The sequence below is a fragment of the Legionella sp. 27cVA30 genome, from assembly GCF_024160945.1.
Taxonomy (GTDB): domain Bacteria; phylum Pseudomonadota; class Gammaproteobacteria; order Legionellales; family Legionellaceae; genus Legionella_A; species Legionella_A septentrionalis.
Genome location: NZ_JAMYXK010000001.1, coordinates 395802 through 412360, shown reverse-complemented (window position 1 = coordinate 412360; position 16559 = coordinate 395802). Strand labels below are relative to the sequence as shown.

Sequence of the window (16559 nt, the reverse complement as noted above, 5' to 3'; positions counted from 1 at the left end):
TGCTATTTTCCAGGAAACCTCTGTTTTCAGGTCACGCGAGTCCTAAACCATCGACATCAAGATCTCTTTCTCGCTCCACATTTTCGTTATTTGCAGACTCAATTTTGTATCCTGGGCTAAAAAATCCGCCAGTAGCCAGGTTTGCACCAATCTTATAGGTGGTTTGTGCCGCTAACATTAAGGAAGTAGCCAGATTGAGGGTGAGCACGCCTAAAAGCAGGATCAGGAATTTATTGTCGTAAGCTTCCATGGTTTTATAAATGGTGGCGGAAAATCCTAAGGTTAGAAGAATAAGCAAGTAAGCCGCAAACTCATTGCTGGTTATATTGTAATAGCCGCCTTTGCGATGTTGGGCATGCAAATAACTAAGCCTTTGCTTTGGGGTTGCCAGCTTTTGTGCTGCGCGTTCGTCATGCACATGCGGTGGTGCTTTCAATGTGTGGGGATGGCTGTCAAAATCATTTCTTATTTTTTGTAAATTTTGTTGCAATTGCGGCCTGTCAGCCAATTTTTCCAGAGAAGTTTTAGCTACGTACTCGCAGTTTTTGCGCCAAAATATATCCTGGCTATGCATAGTACTGGTTTCACGCGCCGGATAATTTAAAGCTTTACCCTTATATGTGGTAATCAATAATTCTTCAAGTTCTGCAATTTCGCTGGCAACTTTTTTGGCAATTTTAGTTTCAGATTGCTTTAATTTTTCGGCAATTTTTTCCTCTAAGGCAGTTTGTGCCCCTAAGTTGGTTGCGTCTTCCTGAGCTGATGCAATTTCTATCCTAATTTGCTCGGTTAAATTTTCTCTGATTTCTTGCCTTCTGCGCTCAATTGGACGAGAAAAATGTTGCAAAATAAATTCGGTTTGCTCTGCGTCGCCTTTTCCTTGCAGCGCTTCATACCACTGGCGGTTTAATTCCAGATCTTCCCGATAAATAGCATTACTGTTTATATTCAAACCATAGATTCCGGCAATCACATCCACACAAGCTCTTTCCACTTTGCTATTGCCGGTAATGGAAATATGATCATCAATTGTTGAATAACTGGTGATCACTGTATCTTCAGACGTGAACGTCAAGCGGGCCAGATCGTGGGGCTGAAAGAAAATATGGTTGTGCTTCTCGGCGTAAAAAGCCGTAAATGTTGCCACAGAAGGTGGTATAACCCGTTTCTTCCATTCCATCTCATGAAAAGGACCGGGAACAGGATCAGTCAGGACTAAGTGGATTTTGATTTTATCGCCGTATTTGGCATAAATCTCATTGGCTAAATAAATGGCATTAATGGCGCCGCGGCTATGGCCTGTGAGTACAATTTCATCCGGAAAAAGCCCATCTTGCTCAAGGCTTTCCAGAGTATTTAAAATGATTTCATTATTTTCATTTTCACCCGCACCGGTGGTAATGCCGCCAAGATTGCCCCCAGTTTCAGTAAGTGCCAGGGTTTCGTTGAAGCCTTTATTGATTTCTTCCGGATCTGAAGTGGAGGTAGACACGGGCGAGGTGAATAAGGTCCTCAACTGTTCGCCAATTGTTTTTTCGGCTTTTTCTTTATGTGCAAGCGATGTCGTGTCGCGATGAACCGGTGCATTCTCGCCACTCCCTACCCCTGAAAATTTGATAAGCGGCAGAGAATAATCGCTAAGCTTATCAAAAGCGTTTTTGGTGGGGAAGCCCGCTTCCGCGCTGCCACCTGTCCCGGGAAAGTGCACGCTTAAGATTTTCTTTAAACCTTGTTCTGTTTGAGCGGCTAAATTATCGCAAATGTCCAGGTATAATGGATCTTTATGTTTATTTTGGATAGGCATGCCAATAAACCAATATGATTAATTTGTGTTCAATTATACAAGATTAAAGGCAGATGTGCAATTTAAGGTAGGAATGAATGAGTTAAGGAAGGCGCAAAGCCTTCCCTGGCTTTCACAATAAGACGGGTGCGCGCGTGTATGCCACATCGTCAAATTTTTTTAAAGATTGCAAGAAATCTTCCAGCGATTTTGCGACAAAAAATTTACCTATGAAAGGCTTTAATAACCAGACTTCGGGCGGCTGCTCTGCTTTACTCCAGGCAAGGTAAAAAATCCCATCTGCCGTATTTTTGCCGCATTTTGCAAAAGGAAGCTTGTCTTTTGCATTTTTAAAGTTCTTGTTAAATAAGGCAAGGGCGTCCCAAATGGAGTGCATGGATTTTGTCTTTTCAGGACTGTTTTCTTTGGAAATCTCCTGGGTTGACTGCGCAAAGGCTTCTTTTGCTTCTATTTTAAAAAAATAAGCAATGTTACAATAACCGCTTTCATCAAAACAGTTTAAATCTTCCTTTAGATTGTCCGGATCATAATAATCTGACTGCGGTTTTCCGCCATTATACGTTTTGTAAATATGCCTTAATAAGTCTGGTAATTTATGCCCGCAATGACTTTCTAACTCCAGGAGATGTTCTTCTGCAGCCGGGGGAAAATCGCAACTGCAATGGGGTTTAAAGTCCAAGTCTTGAACATCTAATTTTTTTTCGGTTTGGAAGATTTTAAAATTCATATACATACAAGCCTCACTTTGTCTCTAAATAGTTAACTATATACTACATACCAAAGTAAGTTATTTATACTACAGTATGTGATTTTTTAACCATTTTTGCTAAAAAATAATTAGAGGCGTGCCAATTATCCAGGCAACTTCAACCGCAGATATAACTATTCTTGTCGTTGAGTTTTGCGCTAACTGGGTATAAAATAAACATTTTTATTCTTACAGGAATAAAATGACAATTAGCTATAATGAAGCGGCAACGATGCTGATGCAAGCATGTGCGGAGTATCTTTATCATCACGAAGGGCAATCGCAAAGGTTTGCAAATAATTGGAGGGGTGAGGCTTATGCCGGACTTAACAATAATATTAAAAAAATTTCTGAAATCACTAATATCCTTCCATTTGACCCTAAAGAAGTGCATGGAGAGCAGCCAGAGAATGAGTTATTCATGCTGACGGCATTTTTGCAGCATGTAGGTAAGGGGCTCCTTACAGAAGAAGCGCTTACGGCAATACAGCAAAAGCTTGCCTACAATGCCGAAGATTATAGCCGGGCAAATGATGAGAATTGTCCCGTTTCCACAAAATGGTACTTGGCATTGAAGCATCTTGAGGTTTTGGCGCGGATACTGCATGCAATTTCCCGGCACCCAGAATACAAAGGTGCAGAGATCAAGGTTTTTACAGATGAAATTTGCCGAGGAGTGAATAAACTTTATCCTGTGATTATGGGAGATATAAAAGCCAAGGCGGTAAAGGAATTGCAAGAGAACTTGCAATCTTTTGATGATGAGCGAAATGTTAAAGCGTTTGAAGCTCAGTTGCGTAAAGGAAGAACTGCTGCAATATTACAGGAAAATCGCCAGTCAACGGGTGAGTTTATGCTTAAGCTATTATCAGTTATATCCATTCTCATCGGCGTTGGAATTTTTACCACCCTAGGCTTGATGGTTAAACGCGCCATACAAACCAGAGGATATAGTTGTAATTTCTTCCGCCCCCTAACGGAACAGTTACACATGAAAATGCAAGATGTCATCGGGCAATGCGAATTGCCAGCAGCCATGAACTCATAATAAGCCAGGCGAACATTGAGGTTCGCCATTTTTAATGGCAGTGTTTTATCATAAGGTCAGGAAGTTATGGGGTACTGGCTATATTTTCTAAATTGTCCACATCCTGTGCGAGTTCGACAGTCTTTTTTCCCGCTGCAGTTGGAGCGGCGAAGAATAAAAAATTACCCGTAACTGCTTTATTGATGCATGTTAACGCCGCATATATAACTAGTAACCCAGCAATTGCCAAGGCAATATTGATTAGAATGCAGCGTAAATCATACCGGGTGCTGAACGCTTTCTGCTGCGCAGCAATTATATCCTGGCAGCGTGCAACCTGGTGAAGATTCTTTTGGAATTCTTCAGGCTCCATTTCTAATAACGGTTCCAGGGCAGTTTGCAATTGGGTTGTCATCTTGGTTAAAGCCTTAGCAGCAGTAACTTCATTATTTCTTATAAATTCTTGCTGATAAGTGTTTAACGATGCAATATCTTGCAGAATTTTAATTATGGCTTTTCCATGTGGATGGTTAAATTTATCGAGATGGAGGAAATTTTTTATGCATTCTTCAATCGTTGCGCGGTTTTCCGGTTTAAGATGCAGCATGGGTGCAATCGCATCAACAACCAGCTTTTTAAGCAAAGAAGGCAAGTTAAGATTTTTAAATAAATTATCCTGCAGATAGGCCTTATCAATATTATTGACATTATCTTTAAGGTCTTCCCAATTTTTTAATTTGTTTTCGACAAGTAAAAAATCCTGCCAAAGCAAGCTTAAAACACGGCCCAGAGAATAGACATCCGCGGCGGGGGTATGCACAAAAGGTTGTTTATCCATAGATTCCGGGGCTAAATACAATGGGGTCCCTGCTATGCCGTAAACGTTATTATCATTTTTTATACTCAAACCATAATCAATAATATTGACTGTGATGGGATGGTTGAGATCGACGATAATATTTTCGCATTTCAAATCGCGATGAATGATACCTAAATCCGTTACCTGCGTTTTCACCGCTTGGAGCAGGGCCTGGGTCAATTCTATCCGTTGCTGCAACGTTAACATGGATTCCCCGTTAAACTCTTTGCGCACAATAGAGGCTAAGGTTGTGCCGGGCATCTTTCTCATCACCGTATAACTGGTTTTGCCTGCCGAAACATCTACCATGGTAGGTGGCTTGATTGCCAAGTGCTTCGCCTGCATGCTTAAATGGTATTCATTTCGTATCCGTTGCTCGCGCGCTTCCCTTTCCATCAGCAGATTCTCATGAATATTTTCGCATTTTATTACGCGTGCTTTTTTGTCAACACCTGGTTTGAATTTTACCGCCTTATTTGCTTCAATTGCCAAAGTGCCTGTCACAGCAGAAACGCTGCCGAACATGCCCTTACCAATTTCAGCGCCGACAAATTCATAACGGTATTGCTGTGTATCATTTTTGCGGGCCCTTTTAATGACAGGCGTTGAAAATACGAGGGAGGTTTCGGAATCCAATGCATAGGGAACATTGGCATCCCAAGTAACACACGTTTGCTGTTGAAAAAAATCAGAAAGCAATGCTGGAGGTTGTGTGTGTATGTTTTCAGGCGTAATAAGGATTTCTCTCATTGCATCAGCACCGGGTATAAAAAACATTTTTATTGTACATTTTAATTATTATGAGAACATTAACGCTGTATTTTTTACCAGGGTGAAGGCAAACAATTCTTTCTTGTGCTATTCGGCCAAGCCGTTACGACATAATTTCTGAAAATCGCAATATTGGCATGTGCTTGCCCGTTTCGGGAGGGGAGGGCAATACCCTTGCTGAAATTCTTCCGCCAGATTATGCAATTGCTCTTGCCATTTTTGTTGGTAATCTGTCCAGTGTTCATTTTTTTTTACCGGGCTGATGCCGGCTAATGGTAGGATTTCTTCACTTAAACCTGCACACAGCAAGCGCCCGGCACGCAGTTGCAAAAATAATAATGCACGAATATTTTTATCCAGCAGGGCGTAAAGCAAAAGCTGCGGTTCTTCTGGACGCTCTTCATTCCATGGCTTGTGCGCGGGTAATAGGCTTTTATAATCAATGACCCATTTTTTTTCCCTATCGATGAGTTGATCCAGCCGATCCACGCGCACGTTAAAATCAATGCCGGCGAGCCGGATGGCAAATGTTTTTTCCAATGCCTCAACTTTGAACGGCGGGCGCGTTTTTTCCCACTCCAAACAAGCTTCAACCAAGTTCGTCAAGCGCAGAAACTCAATTTCCTGCACTACGGGCGGAAAAGAATGCGGCCTTTGCTCTGCATACGGCTTTAGCACATCGGCAATGGTGTTGGTGATGAAGTGTTTTAATTCTCCAGCCGGCAAGGATAATAACGTTTTTTGATCACTTAAATATTGCCAGATTTTATCCATGATGCTGTGCATCAATTGGCCCCGTTCGCTGCTGTTTGGGCCTGTGGAAACCAAGAGACCTGCTTTGGCATGCAGGCGGTGCGCTGCAAAAGCTCGAAAAGGACATTTCGCCTGATTGGCAAGCAAGGCGGTGCCGCCCGCTATATTTTCCTCTGCAGTCAAGGGAATATGATAATTTTCCTGGCGCAAAACCAGTTTTTTATGGTGTGGTATGGTCAATGATTCGCAAGCTTTAAGCTTGGAGGATGCCTGCAGCAAGGGGCTTGGCAGGTTAGGCATATCACCGCTTAGTTTTGGATAACTCAGCACGCAAAAACGGCTGCCATTTTTAAGGCGCAACAGCAAACGGCGTGCAAATTCGGCTTCCAGTGCGGGAAGGGAGTGCGGCATTTTATAAGCCCGCTGCATTTCAATTGGGATAAAAGCAGATAAATTTATTTTCTCAGGCAAACATTGATCGGTAAGTCCGCAAATCCACATGCTGTCAAAAGTACAACCCGCAGCTTCCAATAAACCCAATATTTGTACAGGGCAGGAAGCTTTTTTTACTTGAAAAATCGTGGTTTTTGCTAAATAACTCAGCGCAGACAATGCTTCTTCTTTATTCAATAAAGGGGTAACTACCGTTAATTCTAAAAACTGTTCCAATAGCAGCAGCAAACGTTGCAGGTATTGAAACGCAGTAGAGTCAAGCGCATACTCGCCGGGAAATTCCAAATAATCCAGGCGTTTTTTAAATTGTATGGTCCACTCGGCCGGTGAAGCCTGCTGTGGAAAATCGGTGAATCCCGTTAGGACTTTGCTAAGTTTTGGTGCAGTAGCGTTTAGCTCTTTTGCAAATAGTGAAAAAGGGATCTCGGCTTCTTGCAATAATTTCCCCTCTTGCAAAAATTGCGCGCGCTGCAGAAACTCGGAATGCGAGCCTGCGATATAAGGTGTGTGCAGCAGAAGGCGGGCATTGAGATTGCTCAGCATGCGTTTATTGAGGCTTAAAAAAGCCAGGGCATGGGCGACCAAAGGATGGATGCTTAAGGGCTCACCTAAAGAAATATTAAATTGCTGATGGTCAAATTGCTGTTGTAAGAACCGTTGCAAGTAGCGTGATTTTTCCTGTAAATTGGGAACAACCACCGCAATTCGCCTATCGCCTGCTTGCAGCCGTTCGTTTATCCAATGAGTCATTCGCAGATATTCATCATGCTCGTCTTTGGCAGCATATTCTTGCAGGATTTCAGGAGGGGTAAATAAATCATATGCATATTGTCTGCACCCTTGCTTGACTAAGGCTTGCTGCAATAAATGTTGCTCGGGGGTGAAATCATTAAAGCAAGCCCAGATGACCGTTGACGTATGAAATTCAGGGTAAGATAAAATATACGGGATGATTTGTTCTTTTGTGATGGCATGTAATTCGTGCAAGCGCTTTTGGAAATTATATTGCCATTCTATAAATTGTTGCGTTTGCGGCGTGTGTAAGAATTTTTCATGGTCCGGATTAATTTTCCAAAGTTGGCAGCGCGTCCAGGCTTCTTCAATTTTATCAATCAGTGTCTCGGAGGGATGATGTTTGGTTTGCAAAAGTATTTCATGCCACAAATAGCGTTGCTGGGCCTGTGTCAGTAAAATGGGATGCTTAATTTTGGCATAGCGATGGCGCACTTGTGTCAATACATACTGCAAGAAGACTTGATAGGGTAGGCAATGGGGTTTTGTACGGATATCTGTTGCTTGTGACGTGAAAAAATCGTGTACGAGTTGTTGGCTTAAACGGTTGTTGGGCGTTATTACGAATGCCCCTTCCTGCATCTTGGCAAACAGGGCATCTTTAGTTTCCAGAATGGTTAGCATATAAGTCAATTGAATTGAAGCTAGTTTGCGGCTGCTTTATTGATGGTTATTTTTAGGCGGCAGAGAAACAGTCGTTTCGCCATGCAGCGGGGTTTTTGTTTTCACCACCATATCTTCTCTGGGCGCTCTTCTTCGTTCATACAAAGATTGCAGTAGATAATAAACTAAAAAGCCGCGCAAATAAATCGCCGCCACTCCCGCCAATAGGGCAAGCCAGATTCCTACTAGAATCAGGCTGTAAAATAAGAGGAAAAAATATAAGTATATGAGTTCGGCAGCATTGGCTTCAGTGAATAAGGAGCGGCCCTGACTGGAGAGCAGGTAAAGCAAGCCTAAATCATATACAGGTAAAGCCACCAAAACCATTAAAACGGCCCACCAAAATGCATGAGTACGGTAAGGAGCCGTACTGTATACGATTAATTTGCCAAATAAAGCCCCAAAAATTGCCGCAACGAGGACTGCCAGTAAAATTCCCTGATATAATGGCAATACTTGTTCCACCCCCAATGCATAAAAAATAGTATCCAGTACGATGGTTGCAATGATGGCTAGCAAGCTGAAGTAAATGGCTGAAAGTAAACGAGGGTTGGAAAGAGTTAATGCTTCGTCTTGTTCATTCATACCTAATCCCTTAGAATCCGGCGATTCTTTACTTTTACAAAGCATACAACACACGGCAGTTTAATGTATTGGAAGTGCAGGTGCCTTCAATTACCACATCCTTGCAGTATCGCAGTCACCCTCCATGGCAACAAGCTTGAAAAGCAACCTGCATTTTCAATTTACTGTATAATTATAGTTCAATTTTTGCAGATGTGTGAAAAGAAAGGGTAAAGAACATGAATATGTGAAACTGCAGGCGCGCAACACTGCCTGGCATTCTATAATTCGCTGTATAAATAAAATAATTGTGCAGTTTATTTTTTGCTTTCGCATAAATTTAAGGAAAAATATGGATATTGTTCCTTTCTTTAAACTGATGGTGGATCGCGGTGCCTCAGATTTGTTTTTTAGTGTGGGCGCGCCCCCCTACATCAAAATCGAGGGGAAAACTTCCCCACTTGGGCAAGTCCCATTGAAGTCTCATCAAATGCAGGAAATCGCATCGTCTGTCATGAATGATGCCCAACAAAAAGAATTTGAAGGTACCATGGAATTAAACATGGCTATCTCCGTGGAAAATGTCGGCCGATACCGCATCAATTTATTTCGTCAACGCGGCGAGATTGCTATGGTGGTCCGCTACATCAAGGGTAGTATCCCTTCTTTTTCTGATTTAAACTTACCACCTCTGCTAAGTTCCATTGTCATGGAGCAACGCGGGCTGGTGCTGGTAGTGGGTGCAACGGGTTCCGGTAAATCCACGACGCTTGCCGCCATGATTGATTATCGCAACAGCAATTATTGCGGGCATATTTTAACCATTGAAGATCCGATTGAGTTCATCCACCATCATAAAAAATCCATCGTGGATCAGCGCGAAGTAGGAATCGATACCTTATCGTATGATAATGCCTTAAAAAATGCCATGCGCGAGGCGCCCGATGTAATATTAATTGGGGAAATCCGCGATCGACACACAATGAAACATGCCATTGCTTATGCTGAAACCGGTCATTTATGCTTGTCGACGCTGCATGCCAATAACGCGAACCAAACCATGGATCGCATCATCAATTTTTTTTCTGAAGAAGCAAAACAGCAATTGCTGCTTGATCTTTCCTTAAATTTAAGAGCCATTATTTCCTTAAGATTAATTCCTGGTTTGCACGAAAAACGCATCCCGGCCGTGGAAATATTATTAAATTCACCATACATTTCAGATTTGATTGAGAAGGGAAAAATTGAAGAAATCAAGGATGTCATGGCGCGCAGCACCGAACAAGGCATGCAGACGTTCGATCAAGCCTTATTCAATTTATATAAAAGTGGCAAAATCAGCAAAGAAAATGCTATCCGCTATGCCGATTCCCGCAATAATGTAGGCTTGAAAATTCGTTTAGCGGAAGAGGGAGGTGGGGATATGGGAGCAGGTTTGAGCATTGAGCCTGAGGATGATGGTAAATTTTAAAAAGTTTGTCCTTGGTTCTTCTTGCCAGTTAAACAAGCTTGGCTATGGCATCCATAGATGCTGTGTGCATTTCCAAAAATTCTTTATTGTAAAAAGATTCGCTTCTGACCTCGCCGGCTTTAAAATCCATTAGTAATTTTTCAATATGAACTGCAAACAAATTATATGTTTAAATAATATTCACTCAGATTAAAATTTATGGTACTATAAATGCGCAATTTAAATTAAAAATCGTCATTTACTACAGAGGGTGATTATGCAAAATAACAGTTCTGATTTATCTAAAGATAATGTTTTTAAGGAAATCATCGCGACTGAAGGAACGTATAATAAAGCCCTGGCTCTTATAATTACAGCATTAAGCCAGGAAAAACTGACTGGAAATCACGCCCTCCTACTCAAGATAAAACCGGCTACAGAAGCACTAAAAACAGTCTCTGACGAGCTTTTAACCCACCTGGAAAAGACAGCCACATTGGACCTTTCCAAAGGATCTTGCGAGGATGCAAACTTGCTGCGTAAAAACAGGGCCGAGCTATTAGATAAATTTTTTAAAGCTTATGAAGCTTATGCCCCCTTGTTTAAGGAATATACCCAGGAGATGGACAAAAACCCCAAAGAATTTACTGATGTACATCATTACATGCGCCAAAACAATGAGAATAAGCAGGGACTGCTTCCTCACCTTGTAACTCCGATACAGCGCGGCCCACGCTATTTATTGTTATTGAAAGAATTGGCAAAAAATAAGGAAGCACCAAACCATGAATATATAACGGAATTTGTTAAATCCGTGGAAGTGCGGCTTGCGAAAGCAAATGAATCGGTTGAGAGAAAATATCAGTTTGGCGATTATACCCGTGCTATTTTTAGCAAAGTATGGAATTATCGCTCGGTCGAACAAAAACCTGTCGTTACCCCTATAAATGAACAACAAGCTGAAACTCTTCCCGCAAGTTCTTATCAGTTTGGTGATTACACAAAAGGTGCAGTTAAGGGAGTTGCAAGTTTAGGCCGCTCGTTGTTTGGATATTTTTCAGGAGGAAATGCCACAACAAAGGATAATGAGCAAGAAAAACAAACCCCGGAATTAAAAAATTAAATCCTGCTAATCAGTTTGGAATAAGGGCGGATAACCGCCCTTATTAAAAAGAAACATCTGGCTGTTAATAATAGTAGTAATAGCCGCCTCGGCGATAATAACGTCTTTCTTGGGATTGGCCGACTTGATTACCAATCAGTGCGCCAGCACCAGCACCAATCACTGTTCCCAAGGCAGTACCTCCGCTTACCGCATAGCCAAGACCTGCACCAGCTGCAGCTCCGGCTGTGGTACCCACTTGGGTTGAAGTACAACTCACCAATGCTGTAAATGCACTTGCCAACAACAATGATTTAGTTACATGTTTCATAATTTCATTCCTCTTGATTGAACTTATTTTTCCTTCACTACTCATATTAGTACAAAATTTAAAAATAAAGATCAAAAAAAGAGCAATTATTGCGTTTGTGAGGAAAACATTTATTTGGACATTGCCGGGCAGTCAGGGTTTTTCGAAGGCTCTACACGGTTCCCCAGGCTCATGAAAGTAAAAAAGCAGCTTGTTAGCGCCGCGCGATAAATAGGATATTTTTCGTGAATGCATTCCTGATAATCGTTTAGCTTACTGATGATTTCTGCGAGCTTGTTAAACCTCCACACTCCGTTTAGTATTGAATACATCATTAAAAAGCTATGAGGACATTATGTTTCGAGGCAGCATCGTCGCATTAGTAACCCCCTTGCGGGATGACAAGATAGATATAGAGCGTTTGCGGGAACTCGTTGAATTCCATATCGAGGCGGGCACGCATGGAATCGTGGCGGCAGGAACGACTGGCGAAGCCGGCACATTAAACCATGAAGAAAAATTATTAGTGATAAGAACGGTCGTGGAGCAAGCTAAAGAGCGCATTCCGGTAATCGCAGGTACGGCAGCCAATGCTACGAAAGAATGTGTGCAATTGACGCAAGAAGCCATGGAATGCGGCATCGATGCAGCCCTTATTATGACTCCTGCTTACATCAAGCCTACGCAGGAAGGCTTATACCAGCATTACAGTCAAATCGCCCATAGTGTGGCTGTTCCCATCATTCTTTACAATGTGCCTGGCCGCACGGCTTGTGATTTATTGCCTGAAACGGTGGCAAGATTGGCGAAAATTTCAAACATCATTGGCATTAAAGAAGCCACCGGCAGCATGACGCGTTTACAGCAAATCCTGAATGATTGCCACGAGAGTATGGATGTGTACAGCGGGGATGATTTAACTGCTGCACAATGGATGTTGGCAGGTGCAAAAGGGGTCATCTCGGTCACAGCCAATATAGCCCCAAAACATATGGCTAAATTATGTGATGCTGCTCTTGATAGGGATGAAACTACTTGCCTTAAGTTGCATGAACAATTAATGCCGTTGCACCAAATGATGTTTATTGAAGCGAACCCAATCCCGGTAAAATGGGCTGCTCATCAAATGAATTTGATTGGTGAGGAAATCCGTTTGCCATTGACAAGCCTATCTTCAGAGCAGCAGCAATCTTTGCAGCAAATCTTGCAAACGCTACGCTTAATTTAAGCTTTGGAAAGGCCGGCATGTCCCTATATCCATGGAATTAAGAAGCTTTTTTAGCCTTATTGTAATAAAATAGATTATATTTACAGTAAGATACACTTTTTATTAGTTGTGTAGAGGTAGTTGTGCAGAAAATCATACTAATGGTCATGCCCGTGTTGTTGCTGAGCGCATGTGCTTCCTATTACACCAGCAATGGTGAGAAGCAATACTTACAAAGCCGTAACGGGCCAAATGTTGTTGTGCCGCCGCCATTGACGGACGGTAATCTCAGTTATTTTTATAATTTACCTGCCCAAAACCAAGATGCACAGGTGAGCATACAGCCTCCGAAAAATTAAGGATTGGCGATGTCAGAACAAGATGCTGAATTAGCAGTGATACAGGAGTTATCACAACGCATTGTGGAAGCGCAGCGGCGGATCCGTATTCTTGACAGCATTAAATGGGATGAAAGCATTAAAGAAGATTTTTTTCGCCATAAAGGCAAGAAGCTTCCAGCTGTAGATGCAGGGTATTATCAAAACCGCCCTCTGCCCTTTGACGTACAGGAAAAGGTTGAGGAATTTCGCTCTATTTTACGTGACGCACAAAATCAACTTGGACAATATTCTCCGGTTACGCGCCTTATCAGGCGCCAGTGCGATGAATACATCCGGGCAGTGCATATGCTGGCAGCCCGCGGTACACCGACGTTTTGCGAATTGGCGATGGAATTATATGGCAGCCCGGACGATGCGTTTTATGCAGGCGGGCCGCGGATGTCACAATTAGGCTCTTTGCTGTTTGATATTTTGACCGTACTGGATGTGCAATTGCAATCGGAAGCAGACGTAAAACGTTATACCGCTGAACAAGCCCAGGAAATCCTGCAAGCGAGGTTGAGTACGTTCTTCAATCAGCATCCAGGCAATGTGACGGTGATGGTCAGCGACGACATGATAGCCGATGCCGCTGCCGGTGCTGATACCATTAAATTGAGTCAAAAAGTCATGTTCAGCGACCGTGATTTGCAATATCTTGAAGTGCATGAAGGCTGGGTGCATGTAGGTACTACATTAAACGGCGCTTTACAGCCTTACTGTTTTTTTCTCTCCAAAGGTTCGCCTTCAAGCAGTGTCATCCAGGAAGGCTTGGCTGTCATTACCGAAGTCATCAGTTTTTCCTCCAATCCAGGCCGCATGCGCCGTATCACCAACCGTGTAATAGCACTCGATAAAGTCACGCATGGCGCTGATTTTTTGGATATTTATCATTATTTTCTGGATTGCGGCCTTAGTGAAGAAGACAGTTACAAGCAAAGCGTGCGCGTCTTCCGCGGCAGCATTCCCACCGGCGGCCCGTTTACCAAGGATTTGTCTTACGCCAAAGGTTTCGTGATTATTTATAACTTCATCCGTTTTGCCATCAGCCAGCACCGGATTGATGCCATCCCCTTATTGTTTACGGGCAAACTGGTGTTGGATGATTTGCCCTTGCTGCGCGAAATAAAAGAACATGGCTGGTTAACCGACCCGGTTTATTTACCTCCACAATTCCGCGACTTGGCAGCGCTGAGCGCCTGGATGAGTTTTTCCTTGTATTTAAACAAATTTGATTTAAATGAAATCCAGAAAAACTTCCGTTTTTTACTGGGTTAATGCCATCTTCCATTTATTTAAGTTAAAATTTTAATCCCTTGCTATACTAACTAAACAGAATTCATTTTTAATAAACTCTTATAGCGCCAAAGTAACCATTATGTTTTGTTATATGACAAATTAATAAAGTGTTAAGCATTGCCGTTTTAAAATAGAGTCATTGAACGAGGTAGGAGCTTTCTTATGGCTATAAACAAGAATCAACTTCTTTTGGACGCGTTAAACAATTTGGATAAATTGGATAATGATGCAGTTAAAGCGGACAAACAAAAAAAAGCTTTAGAATCTTTAGTCAAAGCTACTTCGTTTAATGAATTTAAACTAGCTGCTGGCAAAAAAGATCCGATGCAAGCACTCGTTTCTGAAGAGTTTTTTAAACCAGGCGATCTTGCAGAGGCTGGTGTTGACCCGCATGCTGATGCGAATAAATTTGAGGCGTTACAGAAGCTGGCGGCTGAAAAACGCGTGATTTTGGCGCTCGCACCAGGTAACTTTCAAGATTGGCAGGCGCTCACAGACACGGGTAAGAATGCCGGCCAACTGCGTGCAGTAATAAAAGATAAGTTCGCAGATTTTTTTACTGAAGTACAAAAAAATGCTGATTTGGTTATCCTTTCTGACGAAGCGGTAGGAAGAATTCAGAAAAAAGCCAGAGAAGTTGCACTCGCAAAGATTATCAAGGAATTTGACACGCCCCAAACAGGCATTACCGTGACGGTAGCGGCAAAACACCGGAGCGCCATGGAAGCTTTACAGACATTAAATAGCGAAAACGAGGTGGTTGCTGAAATTGCCGCCACCCATGTTTCCAAGGCTGCTAAAAATATTCGCGAGCTTACTGAAAAAAGAGAACATGTGGCTAAGTATGGGGCATTGCAAGAAGACGAAGATGTAAAAGCTAAGGTTATCGGGTTCGATGAAAAATTGCTAGAAATAACAACTTTGTTGCAAAGCGAACATGTTTTTGCAAATATCGCAAAAGTCATTGAAGGAAAGTCCGAGGCTATTACCGGGATAGAAGAGTATGAGGAGACGGAAGATGCTGATGCCGATATTGCCCACCTGGCTCCTCTTGTGGATGAAGCTGAAAAAAATCTGGATGGCCTTAATGATGCTTATTTTTTAGCCGAGCAAAGTACAAAGGAGTTGGGCGATGCCCCAACGCAAAAAAAAGACGCGCAAGTAAAGCTTGCTTCCCTGCAGGCACAGCTTGCCGAATTTTACAGTGCTCAGGCAGGAAAAGCCCAGGACAATGCGCAATGGCTTGCCAAGATCCAGGATTTTGAAAGCAAAATCAAGGAAGACAGGATCGCGAAACAGCAGATCGAGGGTATCTACAATGAGATAAAAACTAATTTTGAAAAAATTAAAAAAGCTTATCAGCAAGTAGAACACTTGCAGAAAAAATCCACCGCCTTGTTTGACGGTGTTGAAGATACTGCAGAAGATAAAAAGAGAATAAACGAATCTTATGAAGAAATTAAAGGCTTATATGACAGGGCAAAGCGCGATTTTACCCAGGTCGAGGCGCAGTTTAAGCAAAAATATCCTGCCGTACCAGTTAAGGAAAAAGCTGTCTTAACCAGTGCCGGCGGCCAGTTATTTGAGTTCCAGGATGAATTGGTGAGAAAAGGCAGCAGGCCGCAAGCACCAACGGCGCAAATGCAGAATTTGCAAGATGGAATCAATCTGCAAACCGACAGCAACACCAAGCCTTCCTTCAAAGGCGAGAAATTACGCGATGGCGATGCCATTTTTTCCACCCGTGTTTTTGCTACCAAAGCCGCCAATGATGGCATAGTGGCTGACCGAATTGCTTTTTTAAAACAGGATAATACGGGTAAAGTCACCGATTTTTCCAAAAACCTGAATGACAAGGAAAAAGCACAAGTGGCTTTAAAGCAAGCATCCATGCTTTTGAATAGTTATGAACCCAAAGACGGGGCTATTACCATACGCGGCCAGGATCATGAACAGGCGGCACGCGTCATGGCGGCACTGCTTTATTTGCAAAAAGATATCCCGGCTTTTAAAAATGTCCAAATTAAAATGGCGGTTGCCGGCGCCGATGTCCCGTCAGAGCCAGGTTTCACCAATCCATATACGCAGAATAAGCTCAATATCAAGTATATTAACAAACACTTGCCTGATACGCTGATTTCCAAGGCCGACAAGGAAGGGGTTGCTAAAGAAGTGCAAAAATTGACGGAGGCACGTCTGGAAGTCAAGTGGGAAAATAGTAATTTTTTAGCAGCAAAAAAACTGTTTAATACCGCCAAAATTGATAGCATCGAAGAAAAAGAAAAATTGCAAGAAGGGATTAAATTTGAGACTGAGGAAGATCCAAAGGATAAGGCTAATTATACCTTTACCAAAAAATAATAATCACTTGAAAGGG

At 42.4% G+C, this 16559-nt stretch carries 13 protein-coding genes; 7 read left to right on the top strand and 6 right to left on the bottom strand.

Annotated elements, in window-relative coordinates; genetic code table 11:
* Positions 1-31: 31 nt before the first annotated feature.
* Positions 32-1804: a hypothetical protein gene (locus tag NKV53_RS01820; protein ID WP_126953821.1), complete on the bottom strand. Its 1773-nt coding sequence runs from the start codon at positions 1802-1804 to the stop codon at positions 32-34.
* A 112-nt stretch (positions 1805-1916) separates the two neighbouring features.
* Positions 1917-2531, bottom strand: coding sequence for an SMI1/KNR4 family protein (locus NKV53_RS01815; protein ID WP_158614973.1), 615 nt, complete (start codon positions 2529-2531; stop codon positions 1917-1919).
* 223 nt (positions 2532-2754) lie between these two features.
* Between NKV53_RS01815 and NKV53_RS01810 the strand changes: the two genes are divergently transcribed.
* Positions 2755-3600 (top strand): hypothetical protein, encoded by an 846-nt coding sequence (locus tag NKV53_RS01810; RefSeq protein WP_126953819.1) that lies wholly within the window; start codon positions 2755-2757, stop codon positions 3598-3600.
* 64 nt (positions 3601-3664) lie between these two features.
* Here NKV53_RS01810 and NKV53_RS01805 read toward each other — a convergent pair whose 3' ends face one another.
* From NKV53_RS01805 to NKV53_RS01795, 3 genes are all read right to left on the bottom strand, one after another.
* A complete protein-coding gene (locus NKV53_RS01805; RefSeq protein WP_158616392.1) occupies positions 3665-5188 on the bottom strand; it encodes a protein kinase in 1524 nt (507 codons plus the stop codon).
* A 108-nt stretch (positions 5189-5296) separates the two neighbouring features.
* Positions 5297-7831: a PD-(D/E)XK nuclease family protein gene (locus tag NKV53_RS01800; RefSeq protein ID WP_253350593.1), complete on the bottom strand. Its 2535-nt coding sequence runs from the start codon at positions 7829-7831 to the stop codon at positions 5297-5299.
* Positions 7832-7867: 36 nt separating this feature from the next.
* Positions 7868-8455 carry a hypothetical protein gene (locus NKV53_RS01795; protein WP_126953816.1) on the bottom strand — a complete coding sequence of 196 codons (588 nt, stop codon included), beginning with the start codon at positions 8453-8455 and terminating at the stop codon, positions 7868-7870.
* Between the two features lie 331 nt (positions 8456-8786).
* On the opposite strand from NKV53_RS01795, the gene NKV53_RS01790 reads away from it, so the two are divergent.
* Positions 8787-9905 carry a PilT/PilU family type 4a pilus ATPase gene (locus NKV53_RS01790; RefSeq protein WP_127033417.1) on the top strand — a complete coding sequence of 373 codons (1119 nt, stop codon included), beginning with the start codon at positions 8787-8789 and terminating at the stop codon, positions 9903-9905.
* Between the two features lie 256 nt (positions 9906-10161).
* Positions 10162-11007, top strand: coding sequence for a RhoGEF domain-containing protein (locus NKV53_RS01785; RefSeq protein ID WP_253350592.1), 846 nt, complete (start codon positions 10162-10164; stop codon positions 11005-11007).
* Between the two features lie 64 nt (positions 11008-11071).
* Here the strand turns inward: NKV53_RS01785 and NKV53_RS01780 are convergent, their stop codons facing one another.
* On the bottom strand, positions 11072-11317 hold the full coding sequence (locus NKV53_RS01780; RefSeq protein WP_126953813.1) for a glycine zipper domain-containing protein: 246 nt from the start codon (positions 11315-11317) through the stop codon (positions 11072-11074).
* A 334-nt stretch (positions 11318-11651) separates the two neighbouring features.
* Between NKV53_RS01780 and dapA the strand changes: the two genes are divergently transcribed.
* From dapA to NKV53_RS01760, 4 genes are all read left to right on the top strand, one after another.
* Entirely contained in the window at positions 11652-12524 is an 873-nt protein-coding gene (gene dapA, locus NKV53_RS01775) for a 4-hydroxy-tetrahydrodipicolinate synthase (protein WP_126953812.1), read from the top strand.
* 146 nt (positions 12525-12670) lie between these two features.
* Positions 12671-12862, top strand: a complete 192-nt coding sequence (locus NKV53_RS01770) for a hypothetical protein (RefSeq protein WP_256478777.1) — start codon at positions 12671-12673, stop codon at positions 12860-12862.
* Between the two features lie 9 nt (positions 12863-12871).
* A complete protein-coding gene (locus tag NKV53_RS01765; protein WP_126953810.1) occupies positions 12872-14161 on the top strand; it encodes a flavohemoglobin expression-modulating QEGLA motif protein in 1290 nt (429 codons plus the stop codon).
* Between the two features lie 183 nt (positions 14162-14344).
* Positions 14345-16543 (top strand): hypothetical protein, encoded by a 2199-nt coding sequence (locus NKV53_RS01760; protein WP_253350591.1) that lies wholly within the window; start codon positions 14345-14347, stop codon positions 16541-16543.
* Positions 16544-16559 lie beyond the last annotated feature (16 nt).